The sequence below is a fragment of the Streptomyces sp. NPDC097617 genome (assembly GCF_044761485.1).
Classification (GTDB): Bacteria; Actinomycetota; Actinomycetes; order Streptomycetales; family Streptomycetaceae; genus Streptomyces.
Genome location: NZ_JBIWCL010000004.1, coordinates 58,544 through 79,754, shown reverse-complemented (window position 1 = coordinate 79,754; position 21,211 = coordinate 58,544). Strand labels below are relative to the sequence as shown.

Annotated in this window: 18 protein-coding genes and 4 pseudogenes; 9 read left to right on the top strand and 13 right to left on the bottom strand. The window is 71.9% G+C overall.

Going from position 1 to position 21,211, the window contains the following annotated elements; genetic code table 11:
- Positions 1-7: 7 nt before the first annotated feature.
- The 5 genes from ACIQZO_RS09040 to ACIQZO_RS09020 all read right to left on the bottom strand — a co-directional run bounded on the left by ACIQZO_RS09040 (position 8) and on the right by ACIQZO_RS09020 (position 3,780).
- Positions 8-886, bottom strand: a complete 879-nt coding sequence (locus tag ACIQZO_RS09040) for a universal stress protein (protein WP_403622353.1) — start codon at positions 884-886, stop codon at positions 8-10.
- Between the two features lie 110 nt (positions 887-996).
- The gene (locus ACIQZO_RS09035) at positions 997-1,593 is read right to left on the bottom strand and encodes a CBS domain-containing protein (RefSeq protein WP_403622351.1); all 597 of its coding nucleotides are present in this window, start codon (positions 1,591-1,593) and stop codon (positions 997-999) included.
- Positions 1,594-1,605: 12 nt separating this feature from the next.
- Complete coding sequence (locus ACIQZO_RS09030; RefSeq protein WP_403622348.1) at positions 1,606-2,208, bottom strand: CBS domain-containing protein; 603 nt, start codon at positions 2,206-2,208, stop codon at positions 1,606-1,608.
- An 8-nt stretch (positions 2,209-2,216) separates the two neighbouring features.
- On the bottom strand, positions 2,217-3,083 hold the full coding sequence (locus tag ACIQZO_RS09025; RefSeq protein ID WP_403622345.1) for a universal stress protein: 867 nt from the start codon (positions 3,081-3,083) through the stop codon (positions 2,217-2,219).
- 34 nt (positions 3,084-3,117) lie between these two features.
- Positions 3,118-3,780 carry a CBS domain-containing protein gene (locus ACIQZO_RS09020; RefSeq protein ID WP_403622342.1) on the bottom strand — a complete coding sequence of 221 codons (663 nt, stop codon included), beginning with the start codon at positions 3,778-3,780 and terminating at the stop codon, positions 3,118-3,120.
- 263 nt (positions 3,781-4,043) lie between these two features.
- Here ACIQZO_RS09020 and ACIQZO_RS09015 point away from each other — a divergent pair, with 263 nt between their 5' ends.
- From ACIQZO_RS09015 to ACIQZO_RS08985, 7 genes are all read left to right on the top strand, one after another.
- Positions 4,044-4,952: a universal stress protein gene (locus ACIQZO_RS09015; protein ID WP_403622339.1), complete on the top strand. Its 909-nt coding sequence runs from the start codon at positions 4,044-4,046 to the stop codon at positions 4,950-4,952.
- The gene (locus ACIQZO_RS09010; RefSeq protein ID WP_403622336.1) at positions 4,949-5,806 is read left to right on the top strand and encodes a universal stress protein; all 858 of its coding nucleotides are present in this window, start codon (positions 4,949-4,951) and stop codon (positions 5,804-5,806) included. Before ACIQZO_RS09015 ends, ACIQZO_RS09010 begins: the two co-directional genes overlap by 4 nt.
- 8 nt (positions 5,807-5,814) lie before the next feature.
- Positions 5,815-8,397: a cation-translocating P-type ATPase gene (locus ACIQZO_RS09005; protein ID WP_403622333.1), complete on the top strand. Its 2,583-nt coding sequence runs from the start codon at positions 5,815-5,817 to the stop codon at positions 8,395-8,397.
- Entirely contained in the window at positions 8,394-8,657 is a 264-nt protein-coding gene (locus ACIQZO_RS09000; RefSeq protein ID WP_403622330.1) for a DUF1918 domain-containing protein, read from the top strand. Before ACIQZO_RS09005 ends, ACIQZO_RS09000 begins: the two co-directional genes overlap by 4 nt.
- Before the next feature lie 63 nt (positions 8,658-8,720).
- A complete protein-coding gene (locus ACIQZO_RS08995; protein WP_403622327.1) occupies positions 8,721-10,451 on the top strand; it encodes a GAF domain-containing protein in 1,731 nt (576 codons plus the stop codon).
- A gap of 384 nt (positions 10,452-10,835) precedes the next feature.
- Positions 10,836-11,096 (top strand): SHOCT domain-containing protein, encoded by a 261-nt coding sequence (locus tag ACIQZO_RS08990; RefSeq protein WP_403622324.1) that lies wholly within the window; start codon positions 10,836-10,838, stop codon positions 11,094-11,096.
- 345 nt (positions 11,097-11,441) lie between these two features.
- Positions 11,442-13,172, top strand: a complete 1,731-nt coding sequence (locus ACIQZO_RS08985) for a SulP family inorganic anion transporter (protein ID WP_403622321.1) — start codon at positions 11,442-11,444, stop codon at positions 13,170-13,172.
- A gap of 143 nt (positions 13,173-13,315) precedes the next feature.
- Here the strand turns inward: ACIQZO_RS08985 and pdhA are convergent, their stop codons facing one another.
- From pdhA to ACIQZO_RS08945, 8 genes and pseudogenes are all read right to left on the bottom strand, one after another.
- Positions 13,316-14,371, bottom strand: coding sequence for a pyruvate dehydrogenase (acetyl-transferring) E1 component subunit alpha (gene pdhA, locus ACIQZO_RS08980; RefSeq protein WP_403622318.1), 1,056 nt, complete (start codon positions 14,369-14,371; stop codon positions 13,316-13,318).
- A gap of 22 nt (positions 14,372-14,393) precedes the next feature.
- Positions 14,394-14,723, bottom strand: a pseudogene (locus ACIQZO_RS08975) (acetate--CoA ligase); the annotation flags it as partial.
- Between the two features lie 12 nt (positions 14,724-14,735).
- Positions 14,736-15,446 (bottom strand): annotated as a pseudogene (locus ACIQZO_RS08970) (nickel-dependent hydrogenase large subunit); the annotation flags it as partial.
- Positions 15,443-16,258: pseudogene (locus ACIQZO_RS08965) on the bottom strand (oxidoreductase). The pseudogenes ACIQZO_RS08970 and ACIQZO_RS08965, both read right to left, overlap by 4 nt.
- Positions 16,259-17,061: pseudogene (locus tag ACIQZO_RS08960) on the bottom strand (FAD/NAD(P)-binding protein). It lies immediately after the preceding pseudogene.
- Positions 17,058-17,534, bottom strand: a complete 477-nt coding sequence (locus ACIQZO_RS08955; protein ID WP_403622315.1) for a cyclic nucleotide-binding domain-containing protein — start codon at positions 17,532-17,534, stop codon at positions 17,058-17,060. Before ACIQZO_RS08955 ends, ACIQZO_RS08960 begins: the two are co-directional and overlap by 4 nt.
- Complete coding sequence (locus ACIQZO_RS08950) at positions 17,531-18,700, bottom strand: 4Fe-4S dicluster domain-containing protein (RefSeq protein WP_403622312.1); 1,170 nt, start codon at positions 18,698-18,700, stop codon at positions 17,531-17,533. Before ACIQZO_RS08950 ends, ACIQZO_RS08955 begins: the two co-directional genes overlap by 4 nt.
- Before the next feature lie 116 nt (positions 18,701-18,816).
- Positions 18,817-19,392: a hydrogenase maturation protease gene (locus tag ACIQZO_RS08945; RefSeq protein WP_403622310.1), complete on the bottom strand. Its 576-nt coding sequence runs from the start codon at positions 19,390-19,392 to the stop codon at positions 18,817-18,819.
- 373 nt (positions 19,393-19,765) lie between these two features.
- On the opposite strand from ACIQZO_RS08945, the gene ACIQZO_RS08940 reads away from it, so the two are divergent.
- Together ACIQZO_RS08940 and ACIQZO_RS08935 are read left to right on the top strand one after the other, a co-directional pair.
- Positions 19,766-20,254, top strand: a complete 489-nt coding sequence (locus ACIQZO_RS08940) for a CBS domain-containing protein (protein WP_403622307.1) — start codon at positions 19,766-19,768, stop codon at positions 20,252-20,254.
- A gap of 51 nt (positions 20,255-20,305) precedes the next feature.
- Positions 20,306-20,785 (top strand): OsmC family protein, encoded by a 480-nt coding sequence (locus ACIQZO_RS08935; protein ID WP_403622304.1) that lies wholly within the window; start codon positions 20,306-20,308, stop codon positions 20,783-20,785.
- Positions 20,786-21,211: the final 426 nt, after the last annotated feature.

Genomic DNA, 21,211 nt, shown 5'->3' with positions numbered 1-21,211 from the left:
TACGGTCTCAGTCGTGTGCCACGACGGCGACCGGTGAGGTGGCGTGGTGCATCACCGCATGGGTGATGGGGCCTATGTGGGTGCCGAGTGCTGCGCGGCGGATGCGCCGGCCGACCACGACGAGGGCCGCGCCGGTTGCGGCGTCCAGGATCTGGATGGCCGGCTGCCCGATGACGATGCGCGGATCGACGGTGAGGCGTGGGTACTTCCGCTCCCAGGGACTCAGCAGCTCCCGGAGCGTGGCCGCGAGACCATGGGCGATCTCCGCCTGCACGCCGGGGTCGAGGGCCGGAGCGTACGAGAGGACGGGGGGCGGGGACCAGCCGTGAACGACCACCAGGGGGCAGGCCCGCCGGTCCGCCTCCTCGCAGGCGAAGGCGAGGAGGCGGTCGCAGTCGCTGCGCAGGTCCACGCCGAGTACCACCGGCCCGGCATCGCTCGCGTGAGCGTCCGGGCGGTCCACGCCGTCGAGCTGGCGCACGAGGACGACGGGCGCCTCGGTCTCGGGGATCGTCGACGAACCGGTCGAGCCCACGAGGAACCCGGCGACGGAGCCGAAACCGCGTGAACCGAGCACGAGCATGTCGGCGCCCTCCGCCGCCGATGCCAGGGCCGTGCCCGGCGCGAGCCCCTCGATCTCGCGGGTGCTGATGGCGAGCGTGGCGTGTTCGCGCAGGAGTCGCTCCCGGGTGAGCGCGAGGAGGTCCTCCGCCCACTGACGACGAGGCTCGGGAAGCCGCGCGGCGAAGGGTTCGTACGGCGCCCAGTCCTGGGCGTGGACGAGCTCCAGATCGGCGCCGCGCAGTTCGGCCTCGTGTGCAGCCCAGTCGGCTGCGGCGCCGGCGGCGCGCGATCCGTCCAGGCCCACGATGATCCGGTTCGACATGGCGTGCCTCCCGTGCTCGGATGACCGGCTCTTTCAGGCTCCGCCGTTCGCCGTGCTTCGGACAGGGACCGAGCGGCCCTACCGGGGACCGAACGGCCCCTCGATCCCGGTCAGGTCCGGTCGGCGCTGTCGCAGGTGAGCCTGCTGTCCACGGTGACGACTCCGTCCACGCCGTGGCAGAGGCGCTTCACCACGGGCAGCAACTCGGGCCGCGGCACGGTACCGCTGAGCGTCACCAGACCGTCCTCGACGTCGACGGTGATCGCCGAGGGAGCGAGGGTGAGCGTGCGGGTGAGGACGTCCTCAAGGATCTCTTCCCGGATGGCGTGGTCGGGGCGCAGGAACAGCTGGATCAGGTCGCTGCGACTCAGCACGCCGGCCACCCGGCCGTCCGTGTCGACGACAGGCAGACGTTTTACCCCGTGCCGCTGCATCACCCGGGCCGCGCGGACCACGCTCCACTCGAGCCGGGCGGTCACGGCCGGACTGGTCATCAGCTGTTCCGCAGTCGCCGCACCACCGGTAGGCCGTGGACGGAGCAGGTCGGCCTCGGACACGACACCGACCGGGTGCCCGGCTTCGTCGATCACGGGCACGGCGGTGATGTCGAACTCCTTCAGGAGCCGCGCGACCTCCTTGAAGGTGGTGGCGCGCCGGACGGTGATGGCGGTGGGCGTCATCAGGTCCGCGACACTGCGGTGTCCCATGGCGGCCGCCCCTCACGCGGCTGCGGGGACGGTGAAGTCCGCCTTCACGTCCACCACGCCGGGCACGGTGCCGGCAGCGCGCGTGACGGCGTCCTGCAGCGCCGGCTCCGGCAGAGATCCGTGCAGGTACACGACACCGTTGGCGACGTGGACGTACACCTCGCCGGACCCGCCCGGCATCAGCTGACACATGATCATCTCGCGGATCTCGGCCCCGATGTCCGCATCGGGGCGCAGGTAGACCTTCAGCAGGTCACCGCGGCTGACGACGCCGGTCAAACGGCCGTCGCAGTCCACGACGGGAAGGCGCTTCAGATGGCCGCGGGCCATCAGGCGGGCCGCGGCGCGGAGGGGGGCGTCCTTGGTCACCGTCACGGCCGGGCGGGTCATCAGCCGTCCGGCCGTGGTGACGCCGGCTGTCCCGGTGCCCGGTTCCTTGAGCAACAGGTCGGCTTCCGAGACGACGCCGACCACTCGCCCGTCCTCGGACAGGACGGGCAGGGCGCTGACTCCCCACATCCGCAGTGCTTCCACGATGTCCTTGAACGCCGTCTCGCGGTCGACGGAGACCGCGGCGTGCGTCATGACGTCGTCGACGGTGCGCAGGTGTTCCATGACGCTCCTCACTCGTGCGCGACGACAGCCACCGGAGCGGCGGCGTGGTGCAGGACCGCGTGGGCGATGGGCCCCAGATGCCGGCCGAGGGGGGACCGGCGCAGGTGGCGGCCCACGACGACGAGGCCGGCGCCCTGGGAGGCCCTGACGAGATGATCGCCCGCGGATCCCATGAACACACGGTGGCTGACGTCCACGTGCGGGAACTTGTGCCGCCAGGGCAGCAGCACGTCCTCCACCATGTGCGTGACGCTCCTGCTGATGTCCCGCTCGTTGTCCGGGTCGAAGAAGGGGACGTACATGTAGGCGGGTGGCATCTTCCAGCTGTGCACGGCTCGCAGCGAACAGCTGCGCCGGGCTGCCTCTTCGAATGCGAAGGCGAGTACCCGGTCGCACGATGCGTGAATGTCGACGCCGACGACCACCTCGGAGATATTGATCCCCAGGCCGTCGGGGTCGTCGGTGTCCCGGACCAGGGCGACCGGTGTCGCGGTCGCGACCAGGGTGGACATGGCCACCGAGCCGACGATGAACCGGGCCGGCCCGCCCAGGCCCCGCGAGCCCAGGACCAGCAGTGCCGCGTCGGAGGCCTCGGCGGCGAGGGCGGCTGTCGGCCGGGCCGCGAGGCAGCGGGTGGTGATCTCCAGTGGGGGATGGCGTTGGTGCAGTTCTTGCGTGACGTCCGTCAGAGCCGCGTCGGCCCAGCGGTCCACGTCCTGGCGGCCCAGGCCCGGGAACACCGGGTCCAGGGGCCAGTCGACGGCGTGGACGAGCCGCAGCGGTACGTGCCTCAGGACGGCTTCATGAGCGGCCCAGCGGGCGGCCGCCCGGCTCTCGGGGGAGCCGTCGACTCCGACCGTCACGTGGTCCTTCATGGAGGGAACTCCTTGTCGTCGGGGTCGGTGCCCGCTACCAGGGGAGAGCGTGGCGGCCGGCGTGAGCGGCCGGGGCGTCGTCGGTTCGGGCCGTGACGTGCGATGCCACGGCGACGACCCCGTCGAGTTGCTCGACCAGGCTGACGAGTGCGGGGAGCTGGCTCCGGAGCTCGACGCGGCCGTCCAGGGTGACGATGCCGTCCACCACGTGGACATCGACGTCGCCACGGGGCACACCGAGCACCTCCGTGAGCACCTCGTCGGTCACCCGTCGGCGTATTTCGGAGTCGGGGCGGACGAACAGGCGCAGCAGATCCCTGCGGGTGACGATGCCGACCAGCCGGTCCTCCTCGTCCACGACGGGCAGCCGCTCTATGCCCCGGCGCGTCAACAGCCGTGCGGCGTCCGCGGCTGTCTCTTCGGCCTGGATGGTCACCGCGGGCGCGGACATCACGTCGCCCGCGGTGAGCGGCCTTGCCGGTGTGGTGCTCCGTTGCGCCGGGTGGGGGGCCGGCACGGTCCGGGCCAGGACGTCCGTCTGCGAGACGACACCCACCACGCGGTCCTCGTCGTCCAGAACGGGAAGCCCGGAGACGCCGTACTGGGCGAGGAGCTTCGCGACATCCTTGAACGCGGTGTCAGGCACTACCGAGACGACCTCGTCGGTCATCAGGTCGGCCACGCTGATGTGCTTCATGCCGTCCTCCTCCTCCGCCGTTCCACGCGAGGTCTCGGTCCGCGTCGGGTGTGTCCCCACCGTCCGCCGGGGGCTGCCGCCGAGCGAGGGCCGAACGGTCCCGTCCGGGGACCGTACGGGCCCTGGGAGACCTCGCGGACCGTGGCGCACCGGGGCGATGGGGACCTTTGGTCCCGATCACGGTCCCGGGCGGCCCTCTCCTCCGGGCGTTGCGGGTGCCAGCGTGAGGGGTGTCCTCATCGGATTCTCGGTTGGGAGGAACCGTGGAAAGCACATTCCGCACCCCGGACACCAGCTCGGTGGTCGTAGGCGTGGACGGCTCGGACGCGGCTCGGACCGCCGCCTTGTGGGCGGCCGGGGAGGCCGTGCGCCGTGACCGTCCCCTGCACATCGTCTACGGGGCCGACACCGACGGCAGGGCCCTGTACGTGTCGGCGGAGACCATCGAACGGGTCCGCGCCAACGGCCGACAGCTCCTGGACGACACGGCGAAGGCCATGTCGGACGAGTACCCCGGCCTGCGCGTGAGCACGGAATTCAGCCGGGCGGACGCCGTGAGCAGCCTCCACCGGGCCGGCGCCCTGCACGGCACGATCGTGGTGGGCAGCCGTGGCCTGGGCGGATTCGACTCCCTCATGCTCGGCTCGGTCGGCCTGGACGTCGCGGCCGCCGCCATGACCCCCGTCATCGTCGTCCGCGGCATCCCGCGAGCGCAGGAGACCGGCACGGTTCTCGCCGCCATCCATGACGAGCACGACCTCCTCTACGCCCGGTACGCCGCGCGCGAAGCCGAACTGCGCAAGGGAAGGCTCCGCCTCCTGCACGTGTGGAACGTGATGCAGTCGGTCGGCGAAGTGGTCAGTATGCTCGACGGCCTCAGCGAGATCGCCCGTAAGCACGAAGAGGCCCTGCAGGCGGTCACGGACGCGGTCCGCGGCGAATTTCCCGACCTCGAGGTGTGCTCCGACGCCGAGAAGAGCATGTCCGTCGCCGGCATCCTGGTGGAGGCCTCCCGGCACGCCGACCTGCTCGTCATGGGCGGCCGCCGGGTCCCCGACTCCCTCGGGATCGGCCGCAACCTGGGCAGGGCCACCCACAGGGTCCTGCACCACGCGCACTGCCCCGTCCTCCTCATCCCGCGGATGGGCAGCGACTTCGGGAGCCGGTCATGACCGGCCGCCGGGGTCGCGACATCGTCGTCGGGATCGACCCGGCCAGGGACTGGCACCTGCCCCTGGCCTGGGCCGCCGACGAGGCGCAACGCCGACGGCTCCCCATGCGCCTGGTGCTCGCGGTGCCGCCCCAGCACGACACCCACCACGTCGACGGCACCCCGGGCCACACGGCGCTGCGACAGGCGGCGGCCGACAGGCTCCAGCAGGCCGGCAACTGGGTACGCGACCGCCACCCCGAGGTCGACGTCACCGGCGATCTGCTGGCCGGGTTCCCCGCCCCCGCCCTGGGCAGCGTGGCCAAGGAAGCCCGCCTGGTCGTGCTCGGCTCCCGCCACCTGAGCCGCACCGCGGAGTTCTTCAGCGCCGGATCCATCGTGGTCCCCGTCAGCGCCCAGGCCCGCTGCCCGGTCGTGGTCGTGGGCGAAGCGGAGCACATCAGCCAGCAGCCGCCCTACGTCGTCGTGGGCGTCGACGGCAGCGCGTCCGCGACGGCCGCGCTGGCCTTCGCCTTCGACGAGGCCGATCTGCGCGGAGCCGCGCTCCGGGCCGTCTGCGTGTGGCAGCAGCCGGTGTTCATGCCGAACGACGAGGAGGTGGCTCTGCGGGCGCAGCGCACCCTGCTCTCCGAGGCCACCGCCGGACTGTCGGAAAAGTACCCGGACGTGCACGTCACCCACGAGATCCTGACCGGACACCCGGTGGAGGAGCTGGCGCGCGCGGCCGAGCACGCCCTGTCCGTCGTCGTGGGCCGCCGCGGCCGCGGCGGATACAGTGGCATGCGGATCGGATCCGTCGTCCACGGCCTCCTGCACCGCGCTCACTGCCCGGTGATCACCGTACCCACGGAATGAAGGCCGCCATGAGCAGCCGGACGACCGACAGGCCGCCTGTGGGCTCCCCGGCGGGGCCCGGGCTCACGCAGGCCGAAGCCGGACGCCGGCTGGCCCGGTACGGCCGCAACGAGGTGGCGCCGCCGCCGCCCACGCCTCTCCACCAGCGGGTCCTGGCGCAGCTGCGTGACCCGCTGATCATGGTGCTCCTGGGAGCGATGCTGCTGACCATCGCGATCGGGGACCACCCGGACGCCGTCGTCATCGGCCTGGTGGTCGTCTTCAACACCACCGTGGGAGTGGCGCAGGAGGTCCGGGCGGACCGCGCCGTCGCCGCGCTCTCCGCCCTCTCGGCCCCGCACGCCAGGGTGTTGCGCGACGGCACCCCGCATGAGGTGTCGGCAGCGGTCGTGGTGCCGGGTGACACCCTGCTGCTGGGGGAGGGGGACATCGTCGCCGCGGACGCCGACCTCACCGAGGCATCCGTGCTCCTGGCGGACGAGTCGATGCTCACGGGCGAATCCGAACCGGTGAACAAGGCAGTGAACGACACGATCAGTGCCGGCACAGTCATCGTGCGGGGCCGAGGGGCGGCCACAGTGACCGCCACCGGCGCCGCGAGCGCCCTCGGCCGGATCGCGGCGCTCCTCGACACCGGCCGAGACCCCACCCCGCTCCAGCGCCGTCTCGCCTCCCTGGGACGCATCCTGGCAGCCGTCACCATCGCCCTGTGCGTCCTGTTCTTCGCCCTGGGCCTGGCACGCGGCCTCACACTGAGCACGATGGCGGTCACCGCCATCAGCCTCGCCGTCGCGGCGGTGCCGGAGTCCCTGCCGGCGGTGGTCACCCTCGCCCTGGCCCTCGGGGCACGCCGGATGGCCGCCCGCAACGCACTCGTCCGACGCCTCCCGGCGGTCGAGACCCTGGGCTCGGTGAGCGTGCTCGCCACGGACAAGACAGGCACCCTCACCGAAGGGCGCATGGTCGTTCAGCAGGTGTGGGCCCCCTCGGGCGCCGCGGACGTGTCCGGCAGCGGCTACGAGCCGCAGGGAGATCTGACCCGCGCCGGACGTCCCCTGACACCCGAGGAGCTCCGACCGCTGCAGGAGCTGCTCACGGCGGCGGCCCTGTGCAACGACGCGAGTCTGCGACCACCGAGCAAGGGCTCCGACGCCTGGACGGCCGTGGGCGATCCCATGGAGGCCGCGCTGCTGGCGGCCGCCGCCAAGGCGGGCTGCCCGGACCAGGCCGCACTGCGCCAGGCCTGCCCCCGGATCGCGGAGGCGCCCTTCGACAGCCTGCGCAAGCGGATGACCACCCTGCACCATCTTCCCGACGGGAACGTCCTGGTGTGCCTCAAGGGGGCACCGGAGGCGGTCCTGACGCCCACGGTGCTCGCCGAGCCCCAGGGCCTCCTGGACCAGGCCCGTCGCCACGCGGCCGATCTCGCCGCGCACGGGTTCCGTGTCCTGGCCCTGGCGGGCGCCGAGCGTCTCGTGTGGGACCGGCCGGCCCACGAGGCCGAGCAGGGCCTGGGCCTGCTCGGCCTCGTGGCCATCAGCGACCCCCCGAAGGCGGCGGCCGCCGCGACCCTGGAGGCCTGCCGCGCCGCGGGCATCACCCCCGTCCTGATCACCGGCGACCACCCGGCCACCGCCCACGCCATCGCCGTACGCACCGGCCTCGTCGAGGACGGAACCGCTGATGAGGTCCTCACCGGCCCTGAGCTGGCCGCGGCCCCGGACACCGACCTGACCGAAGTCCGCGTCTTCGCCCGGACCGACCCGCAGCAGAAACTGGACATCGTCCACGCCTGGCGTGCCCGCGGTGCGGTCACGGCCATGACCGGGGACGGCGTCAACGACGGTCCGGCGCTCCGCCAGGCCGACATCGGCGTGGCCATGGGCGCCCGCGGCACGGAAGTGGCCCGCCAGGCAGCGGACCTGGTGCTCACCGATGATGAGCTCTCCACCGTGGTCACGGCCGTCGAGGAGGGCCGCCGCGTCTATGACAACATCCGCCGCTTCCTCGTCTACGCCATGGCCGGCGGAACCGCCGAGATCCTGGTGATGCTGGCGGGCCCGCTCCTCGGCCTGTCCCTGCCGCTGCGGGCCGGCCAGATCCTGTGGATCAACCTCCTCACCCACGGTCTGACAGGTGTGGCCATGGGCGCCGAACCCGTCAATCCGCAGGCCATGCACCGCCCGCCCCGCCCTCCTGGACAGCACATCCTGGCCGCGGGTGTGTGGCAGCGCCTCCTCGTCCTCGCCGCGGCTGTGACAGCGTTCAGCCTGGCCGCAGGCGTTGCCGCGCGTGCGATGGATCTGCCCTGGCAGAGCGTGCTCTTCGTGGCTCTGCTCGCGGCCCAGCTGGGCGTGGCCCTGGGTCTGCGGGCCCGGTTGTTCACCACGCAGAACATCTTCCTCCCCGCCTCCGTGGCGGCCTCCGCCCTTCTCGCGATGGCCGCCCTGCACGTGCCGGCTCTGCAGTCGCTGCTGGACACCGAGCCCGTGGGCTGGGCCGGCATGGCGCTGGCCACGGCGGCCGCCTTTGCGGCATTCATCGCTGCCCGGCTCCTGCGGGGCGCATTCCACAGAAGGGCAAGATCATGAAGGCATACGTGCCCGGACACGGGGTCCACGCGGAGGTGGGCGACCAGATCGTCGTGGGCGGCCCCACCGTCGGAACACCGGGCCGGGACGGAGAAGTCATCGCCTTGCACCACGACGACGGCACCCCGCCCTACGACGTGCGCTGGTCCGACACCGGCCGCACCAGCGTGTTCTTCCCCGGCCCGGACGCTCACGTCCGGCACCTGCACGCGGAGCGAATGTCCGCCGCACGGAGCAATAGCACCCAGTCGGAGCGGTAACGCGACCGCGGCCGTACTACCGTGGAGGAAGTGGCCCCACGTTCCGGCGGCCGGAGGTGGGACATGAGCGCGGACGGCCGGCCCCCCCAGGGCGGCGTGCCCCGGCTGCGGCTGGACGAACTGCTGGCCGAGCTCCAGGTACGGATCGACGAGGTCAGGGGCACGCGGGACCGGCTGACCGGCCTGCTCGAAGCGGTCATGTCGGTAGGCCGCGAACTGGACCTGCCCCAGGTCCTGCGTGGCATCGTCGAGGCCGCCGTCGTCCTCGTGGACGCGCAATACGGCGCCCTCGGCGTGATCGGCGACGACCGCAAGCTGGCCGAGTTCCTGCCCGTCGGTATCTCGGACGACCTCCGTGCGCAGATCGGCGACCTGCCGTCCGGCCACGGGATCCTCGGTGAACTGATCCGGCACCCGGAACCCCTGCGGCTGTCCGAACTGTCCGAGCACTCCGCGTCCTACGGCTTCCCGGCCCACCATCCGCCGATGCACTCCTTCCTCGGGGTCCCCATCCGCGTGCGCAATGACGTCTTCGGCAATCTCTACCTCACCGAGAAGCGCGGCGGCGCCGAGTTCGACGCCGAGGACGAGGCGGTCCTGTCCACGCTCGCAGTCGCCGCCGGCATCGCCATCGAGAACGCCCGCCTCTTCGAGGAGGTCCGCCTGCGCGAGCGATGGCTGGAGGCCAGCTCGGACGTCACCAGCTCCCTCCTCTCCGGCGCCTGCGAGGACGAGGTCCTCACCGGGATGCTGGAGCGAGCCAAGGACATCACCAGCGCCGACATGGGTGTCTTCTACCTCCTCGGCTCCGGCGGGGAGCTGCGCGGCTCGATCGCCTCGGGGCGCGGTGCCGAAGCCCACCGGGGCATCGTCTTGCCGAGTACCAGCGGCACCCTGGCCGAAGCCGCCCTCGCGCACGACGGTCTGATCACCGTCCCGGACGTGCAGAGCGACGTACGGGTCACCGTGCAGCGGGAGCGATGGACGGGATTCGGCCCGGCCGTCGCCGTCACCGTGAGCACCAAGGAGAGGCTCAGCGGTGTTCTGATCCTGGCCAGGCTGCACGGCCGCCCGGTGTTCGCGACCGCCGAGGTCGCCGCCCTGCCAGGATTCGCCGGCCAGGCTGCTCTCGCCCTCGAACTGGCCGACCGGCGCCGCGACGCCGAGCAGATGAGCATGCTGGAGGACCACGACCGCATCGCCCGTGACCTCCACGACCTGGCCATCCAGCGCCTCTTCGCCACCGGAATGACCCTCCAGAGTGCCCAGCGGTTCGTCGACCACCCCCAGGCGTCCGAGCGACTGGCCCGCGCCGTGGACGATCTGGACGCCACCATCAAGATCATTCGGTCGACGATTTTCGGACTCCGCGAGCACGACGCCCCCGCGACGGGCTCGCAGCTGCGCTCCCGTGCCGTCCAGACCCTGGACGAAGCCACGGCGGGCCTCGGCTTCGCTCCGGCCCTGCGCATGGAAGGTCTGATCGACACCGACGTACCACCTGCCGTGGCCGACGATGCCCTCGCCGTACTCGCAGAGGCTCTGACCAATGTCGCCAGGCACGCAGGGGCCACCCGTGCGGAGGCCTCGATCGTCGCTGAGGACGGCACCCTCACCGTCACCGTGACGGACAACGGCGTCGGGGTGTCCGAGGGCGGCCGTCGCAGCGGGTTGCGCAATCTCGCCGAACGCGCCGAAAGGCTCGGCGGAACCCTGCGGGTCGGCCCGTGCGCGTCGGATGAGCCGGGCGCCCGTCTCGAATGGCGGGTGCCCCTCTCCCCACCCCCGCCGTGACCGCCATCCTCGGCGGAGACGGCCGTATCTGACACGCTCGGTCACAGGCCGCTGCCGCTGGGAGGGGCGCGTACGGCCGAGAGCAGCCGACCAGCTCACCGGTGCCGAGGCACGCGATGAAGGCGGAGCGTCGGCCGGGGATATGGACATCCCGGCTCACGACGTCAGACCGGACGGTCCAGAACCGGTCTGCCGCACGGTCACCGCCGCTGCGCGTCCTGGTGGAGCGGGCCCGATTCGGGGATGGGCCCTGTGGGCCCCTGCCGGGACCGAACGGCCCATGCGAGGATCGCCGGAAACAGAGACTCTGGAAGGCAGGCGGCCTGTCCGGCCGCCGTTCCCGCTGACCCAGGCAGGTGTGAGATGTACTGGAACGGTCATGGCATGGGTGCCTGGGGATGGTTCGCCATGTCCTTCACCACGCTGATCGTCTGGGCCCTGCTCCTGGCAGCGATCGTGCTGGTGGTCCGGGCCTTGAGACACGACACGGACGGCCCAGCAGCCTCGAAGCCTGGCGCTTCCCCCTCCGAGGGCGTCGAGAACCTGTTGGCGGAGCGATTCGCCAGAGGTGAGATCGACGACGAGGAATATCAGCGCCGGCTCGCGGTGCTGCGCGGCAACGCCCCGGGCCCAAGGGCCACATGAGAGCACCGCCACGGGTCCGGCTCCCGGGCTCGCCGGCTGAACGGAGGGTGCCCCGAGCCGTTGCGGCGCCTTCGCCGCGGCCGGGGCCGCTGCCATCGACCCCGGCACCCGTCTGGGCTGGAGTGCCGTCGCCACCGGCTACGCCGACGCCGTCACCGACCCAACCGAGCTGAACCGCTACGCGCGGCTCCTGAACCCCTGGGCCGATGCGCCGGCATCAGGTGCCGGCCGGATCAGACCGGGAACGGTCACCGGATCCAGGCCCCGGGCAGACGCTTGGCAGCGCCTGCCCGCTCGCGCGTCTGACCTCCAACTACGTCTCCGCACGGCACCATGGTGCGGCAGATGTCAGGAGCGAGTTCCGGAGGTGCTGTGCCGAGGCATGACCGGACCGCCCTGCTGCCTCCCGCCTTCCGCGGTTACCGAACACACTGGTTCAACGGCGACGTCCTCGCCGGCATCACGGTCGCCGCCTACCTCGTTCCCCAGGTCATGGCCTACGCAGGAGTAGCCGGCCTGCCACCTGTCGCCGGTTTGTGGGCCGCTCTCCCAGGCCTGATCCTCTACGCACTCATCGGATCCTCCCGGCTGCTGTCCGTCGGCCCGGAGTCGACCACCGCCCTCATGACCGCCGTGGCTGTCGGCCCGCTGGCGGCGGGTGACCCCGCGCGGTACGCGGCACTCGCAGCCGCTCTGGCTCTGGTGGTCGGGCTGCTGTGTCTGGTCGCGTGGGCCGTCCGGCTCGGCCTTCTCGCCGACCTCCTGTCCAGACCCGTCCTTGTCGGTTACCTGGCCGGGGTCGCCCTCATCATGATGGTGGATCAGCTACCGCGGCTCGTCGCGACCACCAGCAGCGGTGGGGGCTTCTTCGCCCAGCTGTTCGCGTTCCTGCGTCATCTGCCTGATGCGCACCCGCCCACGGTGGTCGTGTCCGCAGGCTGTCTTGCCCTGTTGTTCACCCTGCCTCTGCTGTGGCGGCCGCTGCCCGCCCCGCTGGTCGTCCTCGTGCTCGCCACGGCCGCAGTGGCGGCCTTCGACCTGGACGGCCGCTACGGCATTGATGTCATCGGTGCCGTCCCGACCGGGCTGCCCGGGGTCGCCCTGCCCGCGCCGTCGGACTACGCCCACCTGGTCCTGCCGGCTGTCGGCGTGTTTCTCGTCGGATACTCCGACGTCGTCCTGACCGCACGCGCTTTCGCCCGGCCGGACGACCCCCGGCCGTTGGACGCCAACCGCGAGTTGCTGGCTCTGGGATCGGCCAACCTGGGCGCCGGAGTCCTGCACGGCTTTCCCGTCAGCAGCAGCGCCAGCCGTACCGCTCTCGCCGATTCGGCGGGCGGCCGTACCCAGGCGTACTCCCTCGTCGGCGCCGTCTGCGTCGCCGCTGTCCTGCTCTTCCTCGGTCCGCTGCTCGCCAGCACCCCGGCCTCCGTCCTCGGCGCCATCGTCGTCTACGCCGCCGTGCGCCTCGTAGAGGTGGGCGAGTTCCGCCGCCTCGCGGCCTTCCGTCGACGCGAACTCCTGCTCGCCCTCGGCTGCACACTCGGCGTCCTCGCCCTCGGCATCCTCTACGGCGTCGTTGTCGCGGTGGCCCTCTCCGTCATCGAACTGCTCGCCAGGGTCGCTCGCCCACACGACGCGGTACTCGGCACGGTCGCGGGTCTGGCCGGCATGCACGACGTGGACGACTACCCGGCAGCCCGAACCATCCCCGGTCTGCTCGTCTACCGGTACGACTCACCGCTCTTCTTCGCCAATGCGGAGGACTTCCGCCGCCGGGCACTGATCGCCGTCGATACCCAGGACGAGCCGGTGTGCTGGTTCGTCCTGAACACCGAGGCCAACGTCGAGGTCGACATCACCGCCCTCGACGCCGTGGAAGCCCTGCGTGCCGCACTCGCCCGACGAGGCATCACTTTCGCCCTCGCCCGCGTCAAGCAGGACTTGCGTGTCCCCCTCGACGCGTACGGCCTGACGGCTTCGGTGGGCCCGGAACGGATCTACCCGACCCTGTCGACCGCCGTCGCCGCCTACCGCACCTGGCAACGTGCCACGGGGCGCGATCCCGGTAGATGACGGCATCGGCCGCTGCCGCTTGAAGTGTCCTTTCGCCATCAGACGGGCCGCGCCGGCGATGGTGGCGCCCGGGGGCACGGTCACTGGTGGAGCCGTCATCAACTGCCCGGCGGTCGCGGAGTCCGCGGTGGACCGACGCGTGTTCATCTCGTGCTCCCGGAATCGCTCGTCACGAACCGCAGCAGGTCCGCGACCGGTTCACAAGGGGCGGCCTCGGCGGCGCGAACGGACGCGTCGATCTCCGCGGTCACCTCCTCCTCCAGCCGTTTTCTCGCCCGGTCGTCCAGGATTCCCTCGGCACGCAGCCGTTCCTCCAGGGCGGCCAGCGGGTCACGTGCCTTCCACCGCTCTACCTCCTCCTTGTTCCGGTAGCGGTCCGGGTCGTACATCGAGTGGGCCCGGAAGCGGTACGTCCGCGCCTCCAGGAAGATCGGGCCGCCGCCGGCCCGGACGGAGTCGGCCGCCCGTCGTGCGGCCGACTCGACGGCCAGCACGTCCATGCCGTCCACCGTCCAGGCGGGCATACCGTACGACGCGGCACGCATCGCGAGGTTCGTTTGCGCGTGTTCCCGCGCCAGACTGGTCCCCATGGCATACAGGTTGTTCTCGCAGACCAGCAGCAGGGGCAGCTGCCACAAGGCGGCAAGGTTGGCCGTTTCGTGGAACTCGCCCTCCGCGTAGGCCCCGTCGCCGAAGAAGCAGCACGTCACCCGTTCGGCGCCCCGCATCCGGTCGGCGAGGGCCAGACCGGCGGCCAGGGGCAGTCCGCCGGCCACGATCGCGTTGCCGCCGTAGAACCGCCGTCCCGCGTCGAACAGGTGCATCGAGCCGCCGCGCCCGCGGCTGCACCCGGTGGCCCTGCCGAACATCTCGGCCATCACGGCATCGACCGGCACGCCCCGGACGAGGGCGTGGCCGTGCTCGCGGTACGTGGAGACCACGGCGTCCTCCTCGTGCAGGGCCCGGCCGACGCCGACCGCGACGGCCTCCTCGCCTATGTACAGGTGGACGAAGCCGCGGATCTTCGCCCCGCTGTAGAGCTCGACGCAGCGTTCCTCGAACCGGCGGATCAGCAGCATCTGCCGCAGCGCTTCCCACTGGTGGTCGGGGCCGGGACGCGCGCCTGCCCGCGGTTCGGTTGGCCGACGCCGGCCGCCGGGATGTTTCGGGCCGGGAGTTCGCTTGGTCGTGGTGGTCATGGTGTTCCCTTCCTCGCACGTCTCAGACGGGACCTTCCAGGGTCGACAGATCGCCCTCGGGCAGACCGAGTTCACGGGCCCGCAGCAGACGGCGCATCACCTTGCCGCTGCGGGTTCTCGGAAGGTTCTGGTCGAACTCGATCTCCCGCGGGGCCACCGCGGGCCCCAGCCGCTGCCGGGCGAACGCCAGCAGTTCGCGCTTCAGCCCGGCCTCCGGTTCGCACCCGGGGCGCAGCGACACGAAGGCCTTGACGACGGCCCCCACGACCGGGTCCGGGCGGCCGATCACGCCCGCTTCCGCCACGGCCGGATGTTCCATCAGTGCGCTCTCGACCTCGAAGGGGCCTACGAGGGGCTCGCCGTACGGGAGCACGGTGGGGACACCGGACTCGATGGCGTAGGTACCGGCTTCGGTGAGGGCGAACAGGTCGGCGTCGCACTCGGCGTCGGGGAAGTCGAAGCCGGCGACCCAGCGCACCGTGTCCCACGCGTCGTCGAGTGCGGTGCGCAGCCGCTCCGCCATCGGACGGAGTTCGGTGCGGGTCGGGGTGCGGTGGAAGCCGCCGAGACGGATGTTGACGGGGTGGATGGCGCGGCCGCCGAGCAGTTCGACCAGCGCGTTGCCGGTCTGCTTCAGGCGCAGCCCGCGTTCGACGTGCTGCCGGTGGGAGCGGGACAGCCCGATCACGTCGTCGTGGCCGAGGAAGTCGGGGGCGTGCAGCAGGTGGATGTGCAGGGTCTGGCTCTCGATCCACTCACCGCAGTACAGCAGGCGGCGCAGGGCGGCCAGCTGTCCGTCGACGGTGACGCCGCACGCGTCCTCGATGGCCCGGCAGGCGCTCATCTGGTAGGCGACGGGGCAGATGCCGCAGATGCGTGAGGTGAGGTCGGGGGGGGGCTCGGTATGGGCCCTGCCGCGGAGGAAGGCCTCGAAGAAGCGGGGGGCCTCGTAGATCGCGAGGTGCGTCTCGACGACGGTGCCGTCGTGGATCCGCAGGCGGAGCGCGGTCTCGCCCTCGACGCGGGTCAGGGCGGGGATGCGCAGGCTTCGGGAGCGGGGCGCGGGCTCGTTCATCCGGATCCGTTCGTGTCCGTCACGCCGGGCCCTTGTTCCTCGACGGCGGTGAAGGCCGTGACGTTGAAGGTGTGCAGGAACCTGCCGACGTCCTCCTCGTCCATTCCGTCGCGCTGCAGCAGAGGGATGAGCGCGGGAAGGTTCGTGGTGCCGGCGGGTCCGAAGCAGCCGTAGCAGCCGCGCCCGTAGGTCGGGCACAGGGCTCCGCAGCCCGCGTGGGTGACGGGGCCGAGGCAGGGCGTGCCGTGGGCGACGGTGACGCAGACGTTGCCGCGTCGCTTGCAGGCGAAGCAGACGCTGTGGTTCGGGATGCCGGGCTTGCGTCCGGCGAGGAAGGCGGTGATGACCTCCAGGAGCTGACCGCGGTCGATGGGGCATCCGCGCAGTTCGAAGTCGACGGGTACGCGGGCGGATACGGGTGTGGAGGTGGCGAGGGTCGCGATGTAGTCGGGGCGGGCGTAGACGGTCGCCAGCTACTCCTCGACGTCGGCGTAGTTGCGCAGCGCCTTGACGCCTCCGGCGGTCGCGCAGGCTCCGATGGTGACGAGGTGGCGGGAATCGGCGCGGATGCGGCGGACGCGGTCCACGTGCTCGGGCGTGCTGACCGACCCTTCGACGAGCGCGAGGTCGAACGGACCGGGCGCGGCGTCGCTGGAGGCTTCCCCGAAATGGGCGATCTCCAGGGCGTCGGCGAGGCCGAGGAGCTCGTCCTCGCAGTCGAGGAGCGTGAGCTGGCAGCCGTCGCACGAGGCGAACTTGAAGACGCCCAGCCGGGGGCGGGCGGACCGTTGCGGTGTGTCGGGCGCGTTCATTCACAGCTCCCGGACGGTGAGCAGGGGCTCGGCCTGGTCGTAGCCGATGACCGGGCCGTCGCGGCACAGCAGCAGGGGGCCGAGCTGGCAGTGTCCGCAGTGTCCGGTGGCGCAGCGCATGTTGCGTTCGAGGGAGACCTGGATGCGGGCCGGGTGCACGCCCAGACCGACCAGGGCACGCGCCGTGGCCCGGATCATGACCTCGGGGCCGCAGACGAACGCGGTCGTGTCCGCCGGGGTGAACCGGGCTTCGACGATCAGCGCGGTGACGACTCCGACCCGGCCCGTCCAGTCGGCCGAGGGCCGGTCCACGGTGACCGCCGCGAACGGCCGGCACCAGCCAGGGAACTCGTCCGCGTACAGCAGGTCGCCGGGTGTCCGGGCACCGGCGAGGACGTTGAGCCGCCCGTACGCGGCCGGCTCGTCGAGCACGGTGTGGATCAGGGGCCGCAGTGGTGCGAGTCCGATGCCACCGGCGATGACCAGCACGTCGTGGCCGCGCGCGGCCGCCGTGTCCCATCCGGTACCGAACGGGCCGCGTACCCCGACCTGCGCACCGGGCGCCAACGCACACAGCGCCCGCGAGATGGCGCCGACGGCCCGTACCGTGTGGGCCGGTACCCGCCCGCCGGAGATCCGCGACACGGATACGGGGATCTCTCCGACGCCGAACGCGTACACCATCGCGAACCGGCCCGGTGCGAAGGGGGCCAGGGGTTCTCCGGCCGGCTCCAGCAGGATCGTGACCGTGTCGTCTCCTGCCGCCGGTCCAGCACCCGGTAGGGAAGGGGCGCCGCCGTCATGGCGTGGGCCCGCTCTCCTGTGATCCGTACAGATCGAGCAGCCGGGTGCGGGAGGCCCTGAGCCGTTCTCCGATCGTCCCGGCGACCAGAGTGACCAGGACCAGACCCAGGGCGGGCCGTTCGGCGCACACCGCACGCACGGCGGCGGCGTCGAACTCCCAGGCACGGATGGGCTCCCGGGTCTCGGCGCCGAGGTGCCACTGCCGGGGAGGGCACAACCACGACCAGCCGAGCAGGCCGCCCGCACCGATGGTCTCGACGACCGCGCGGCCCCGGCCGGGCACCTGGACATCGAGCGAGACCGTCCCCGACCGGATGATCCAGAAGCGGTCCGCCTCCCCGCCCTCCTCGAAGATCCGCCTGGTCCCCGGCAGGGCGATGTCACGGGCCAGGCCCATCAGCTGCTCGCGCTCCTGCGGGGGAAGACCGGCGAGCAGGCCCTCGCCTCCGGACCCGGCCGGATCCGCGGTCATGGGGCCTTCTCCTGCCGCGCGGCCTCCTCGTTCAGGGCGTGGGCTTCCTCGGTGAGGTCGATGCCGGTGGGACACCAGACGATGCAGCGGCCGCAGCCGACGCAGCCGGAGCTGTCGAACTGGTCGTGCCAGGTACCCAGCTTGTGGGTGAGCCACTGGCGGTAGCGGCTGCGAGGGGTGGCCCTGACCGGGCCACTGTGCAGGAGCGAGAAATCCAGGTCGTAGCAGGAGTCCCAGAGGCGCCACCGCTCGGCGTGGTCGCCGGTCAGGTCGGTCACGTCCTCCGTGGTGGTGCAGAAGCAGGTCGGGCAGACCATGGTGCAGTTGCCGCAGCTCAGGCAGCGGGCCGTGACATCGTCCCAGCGGTCCGCCTCCAGTGTGTCCCGCATCAGCGTGCGCAGGTCCACCGGTGGCATGGACCGGCCCATGCGCTCGGCGGCCTCGCGTACCCCATGGGCGGCGGCGGCACGGGTGGCGTCGTCGGCGAGATGGCACGGGAGCTCCGCGAGGACCGCGGCTCCCTCCTCGGTGCCGCTGCGGCACAGGAAGCGGTGGCCGGCGTCGTCCACGACCTCGGTGAGGGCGAGGTCGTACCCGGCGTCCACGGCCGGTCCCGTGCCCATCGAGACGCAGAAGCACGTGGCACCCGGCTCGGTGCACTCGACCGCGATCAGGAAGGCGCCCGTCCGCCGGGACAGGTAGGTGGGATCCCGGTACCGGCCGCCGGACATCACCCGGTCCAGGATCCGGATGGCGCGCAGATCGCAGGGCCGTACGCCGAGGAACGCGTACGGGATACTCTCGGGCCTCTCCTCGCGCACGGACAGTTCGCCGCCCGGCTGGCGATCCGCAGACCACTGCCTGACCCGCTCGGGGTGCAGGAACGACTTCCACGACTGGGGCCCCGCACTGTGCGCGAAGGCGGCCCCGTCGTCGCGTCGGCGGACCCGGTACCGGCCGGCCTCCAGTTCCACCCCCCACCCGTAGGGCAGCTCGGCGGCGGAATCCAGCTCGTCGAGAACGATGGCCCCGTCACGCAGGGTCGGGCCGATCACCGTGCGGCCGCGGCGCTTCAGGACCCGCACGAGCGCTTCCAGACCGCTTCGGTCGAGCACCGCCTCGGTCCCGGTGCCGGGAACTCGTGCGGTGTCCTCGGGGTCGCTCATGGTCTGGTCTCCTCCGCCTCCTCCGCCTCCTCCGCCTCCTCCGGAGGCACGGGCGCACGCGGCGCGGTCCACCGCCCCGAGGTCGTTACAAGGTGCGGCTGCTTTCGGACAGGGTGTCAGGCAGGAGGCCGCCGGGCCGCGAACCCCGTCCGGCGAGTCCCGACCGGCGGTGCGGTCCCCGCTCGTGCGTGACCCGAGGCCCCGTCGTGCTGTTCGAGCTCCGCCTCGATCCGCCGGACCAGACGTGGCACCACGCGCGCCACCGCCGCACTGAGGCCCACACCCACCGAGCGGTCCGCTCCTTCGACCGCGTAGACGATCAGACGACCGGGACCGCGACCGAGCGCGTCGCCGAGGCACAGGGCCTCGGCGAGTCCCAGCCCGTGCGTGCTGTGCCGTCCCGGGGCTGCCGGACCGAGGCGGCTGCCCGTCGCGGCATCCCACCGGCGTATCCGTCCCGGCTGCGCCGAAGGGAGGAAGCAGGCGTCGACGACGATCACCAGGTCGATGTTCTCCCACAGCCCGATCAATCGCCCGGGATCCCCGTCGCACTGCGCGAGAACGGTGCCCCGGGGCAGCTGCCTCCGCGTGGCCCGGTCCCTCAGGAGCGAGACCGCGACCCACCCGACCCCGTCGTCCCGCCGGAACTCGTTGCCGATCCCGATGACCGCCGTACGGGCGAACGTTTCCATCGCGCTGCTTCCGTCCTCGACCACCCGGCCTGCGGGACCACCCCCTCGCACAATTCCGGTACCGGCCCCCTTCTTCTGACCAACGGGTTGCCGGACGCGGGGTGGAGAAGCCATGGGCCGATGATCTGCCCGGTCCCGACGGCCCGCACCCCGGATCGGCAGGCTCCGAGGATGCCGGCATCCGAATCCGGACAGGCGCCCCCCGGTCAGCGGCTCCGGCCGCTGTGGGTACGGAGCCGGAGCCAGGGTCCCCCCGGTCCGACCGGTACAGGGCCGTGTGGGACCTGGCGGTAGACCACACGGCCCTGCCGTACGCCGGGACTCCCTGCCTACCGTGACGGTGTCCGCAGGTTCCCCCGAGAGGAGCCGGACGATGAATGTCTCCGCATCGATGTCCGCCCCCGCCGTGACCGTCGCAGCCGGAACACCGATCGCCGAGGTGGCGCGGCACATGGAGCTTTACGGGGTGGGCTCCGTCGTGGTGACGGAGGACGAGACGCTGCTGGGTATCGTCACCGACCGCGACATAGCGGTGCGGGCGGTGGCCAGGGGGATCGGCGGGGACGAGCCGGTGCGCACCGTGATGACGACACCCGTCGTCACGGTCGCGGCCGAGGAGGACATCCACCAGGCGTACCGGACCTTCCGCAGGTCGGGAGTGCGGCGGCTGCCCGTCGTGAACGGTCGTCTCGTGGTCGGGATGCTGACCGTGGACGACATGCTGATGGATGTGTTCCGGCGGGTGGCGGACCTGCTCGGCCCGGTGGCTTGGAGCGTCCTGGAGGAGCCCCCAGGTCCGCAGAACGCGACCGTTCCTCCACGTGCGGACGGAGAGAGCCCGCTCGGTTCCCGCAGGCCGTGATCGCACGGTGCACGGTAGTCATCCGTAGAGCGAGCGAAAGGAGGCCACACCATGCCGGACACGGCGACGCAGAAAGGCATGACCCAGCAGCCGGACGGAGTGCACCGGTTGGTGGTCACCCACGTCGAGGGCGACGCTTACGCCGCCGTCGTACGCGGCCATCGGGTACTGGTCGACCAGCCCGCGAACGCGGGCGGGGCGGACGCGGCGCCGACACCGACCGAACTGTTCGCCGCCTCGCTGGCCACGTGCATCGCCTTCTACTCGGGGCGCTACCTCCTTCGCCACGGCCTGCCGCGTGAGGGACTACAGGTGCGCACCGATTTCACGATGGCCGTCGACCGCCCCGCCCGGGTGGTCGCGGTGCACGTCGTGATCGTGCCGCCACCGGGCCTGCCCGAGCGGCGCCGTGCCGGCCTGCTCGCGGTCGCCTCGCACTGCACCGTCCACAACACGCTCCAGCGGCTGCCGGAGATCGGCATCGAACTGGAGCCGAACCCGGTCGGCACGTCGCCGTTGGCTCATCGGTGACCCTGTGCCCGTCGGGCATCCGCCGACCGGCTAGGCGCGGACCCGGCACCGAGCGTTGGGCCGGGCCGCATCACCGGGCATCGCAGGCCGGCGGGCCTCCCTCGGCCGCCGTAGGACTGGGCCGACGTGCGCGTGGTGTTCCTCCGCCGGGTCGTGCCGTGGATGAGCGTGCCCCGGTGCGCGTCGGCGAGATCGGCGGTCGGCCTGTCCCATAGACGTACACGTAGCCGTTGTCCGGTCGGCCACCAGGTCGTGCGTGAGTCCGCCGATCATTACGCCTTCGGGCCTCGTTCGGCCTGCCTCCCCATGCGCCGCCGCACGGGTTGAGGTACTCCTCAAGTGAGACACCGATAGCTCTCGCAGTGGGCCCGCAGCCGCTCACGACAGAGCTACCTGAACGGGAGGGCGCTCTGGACAGGGGTACTC

Coding starts and splice junctions, on each gene's coding strand:
- ACIQZO_RS08995 (WP_403622327.1), top strand. CDS start 8,721: ATGAGCGCGGACGGCCGGCCCCCCCAGGGCGGCGTGCCCCGGCTGCGG.
- ACIQZO_RS09000 (WP_403622330.1), top strand. CDS start 8,394: ATGAAGGCATACGTGCCCGGACACGGGGTCCACGCGGAGGTGGGCGAC.
- ACIQZO_RS09025 (WP_403622345.1), bottom strand. CDS start 3,083: ATGAAGGACCACGTGACGGTCGGAGTCGACGGCTCCCCCGAGAGCCGG.
- ACIQZO_RS09030 (WP_403622348.1), bottom strand. CDS start 2,208: ATGGAACACCTGCGCACCGTCGACGACGTCATGACGCACGCCGCGGTC.
- ACIQZO_RS09035 (WP_403622351.1), bottom strand. CDS start 1,593: ATGGGACACCGCAGTGTCGCGGACCTGATGACGCCCACCGCCATCACC.
- ACIQZO_RS09040 (WP_403622353.1), bottom strand. CDS start 886: ATGTCGAACCGGATCATCGTGGGCCTGGACGGATCGCGCGCCGCCGGC.
- ACIQZO_RS09010 (WP_403622336.1), top strand. CDS start 4,949: ATGACCGGCCGCCGGGGTCGCGACATCGTCGTCGGGATCGACCCGGCC.
- pdhA (WP_403622318.1), bottom strand. CDS start 14,371: ATGACCACCACGACCAAGCGAACTCCCGGCCCGAAACATCCCGGCGGC.
- ACIQZO_RS08935 (WP_403622304.1), top strand. CDS start 20,306: ATGCCGGACACGGCGACGCAGAAAGGCATGACCCAGCAGCCGGACGGA.
- ACIQZO_RS08940 (WP_403622307.1), top strand. CDS start 19,766: ATGAATGTCTCCGCATCGATGTCCGCCCCCGCCGTGACCGTCGCAGCC.
- ACIQZO_RS08945 (WP_403622310.1), bottom strand. CDS start 19,392: ATGGAAACGTTCGCCCGTACGGCGGTCATCGGGATCGGCAACGAGTTC.
- ACIQZO_RS08990 (WP_403622324.1), top strand. CDS start 10,836: ATGGGTGCCTGGGGATGGTTCGCCATGTCCTTCACCACGCTGATCGTC.
- ACIQZO_RS08955 (WP_403622315.1), bottom strand. CDS start 17,534: ATGACCGCGGATCCGGCCGGGTCCGGAGGCGAGGGCCTGCTCGCCGGT.
- ACIQZO_RS09005 (WP_403622333.1), top strand. CDS start 5,815: ATGAGCAGCCGGACGACCGACAGGCCGCCTGTGGGCTCCCCGGCGGGG.
- ACIQZO_RS08985 (WP_403622321.1), top strand. CDS start 11,442: ATGTCAGGAGCGAGTTCCGGAGGTGCTGTGCCGAGGCATGACCGGACC.
- ACIQZO_RS08950 (WP_403622312.1), bottom strand. CDS start 18,700: ATGAGCGACCCCGAGGACACCGCACGAGTTCCCGGCACCGGGACCGAG.
- ACIQZO_RS09020 (WP_403622342.1), bottom strand. CDS start 3,780: ATGAAGCACATCAGCGTGGCCGACCTGATGACCGACGAGGTCGTCTCG.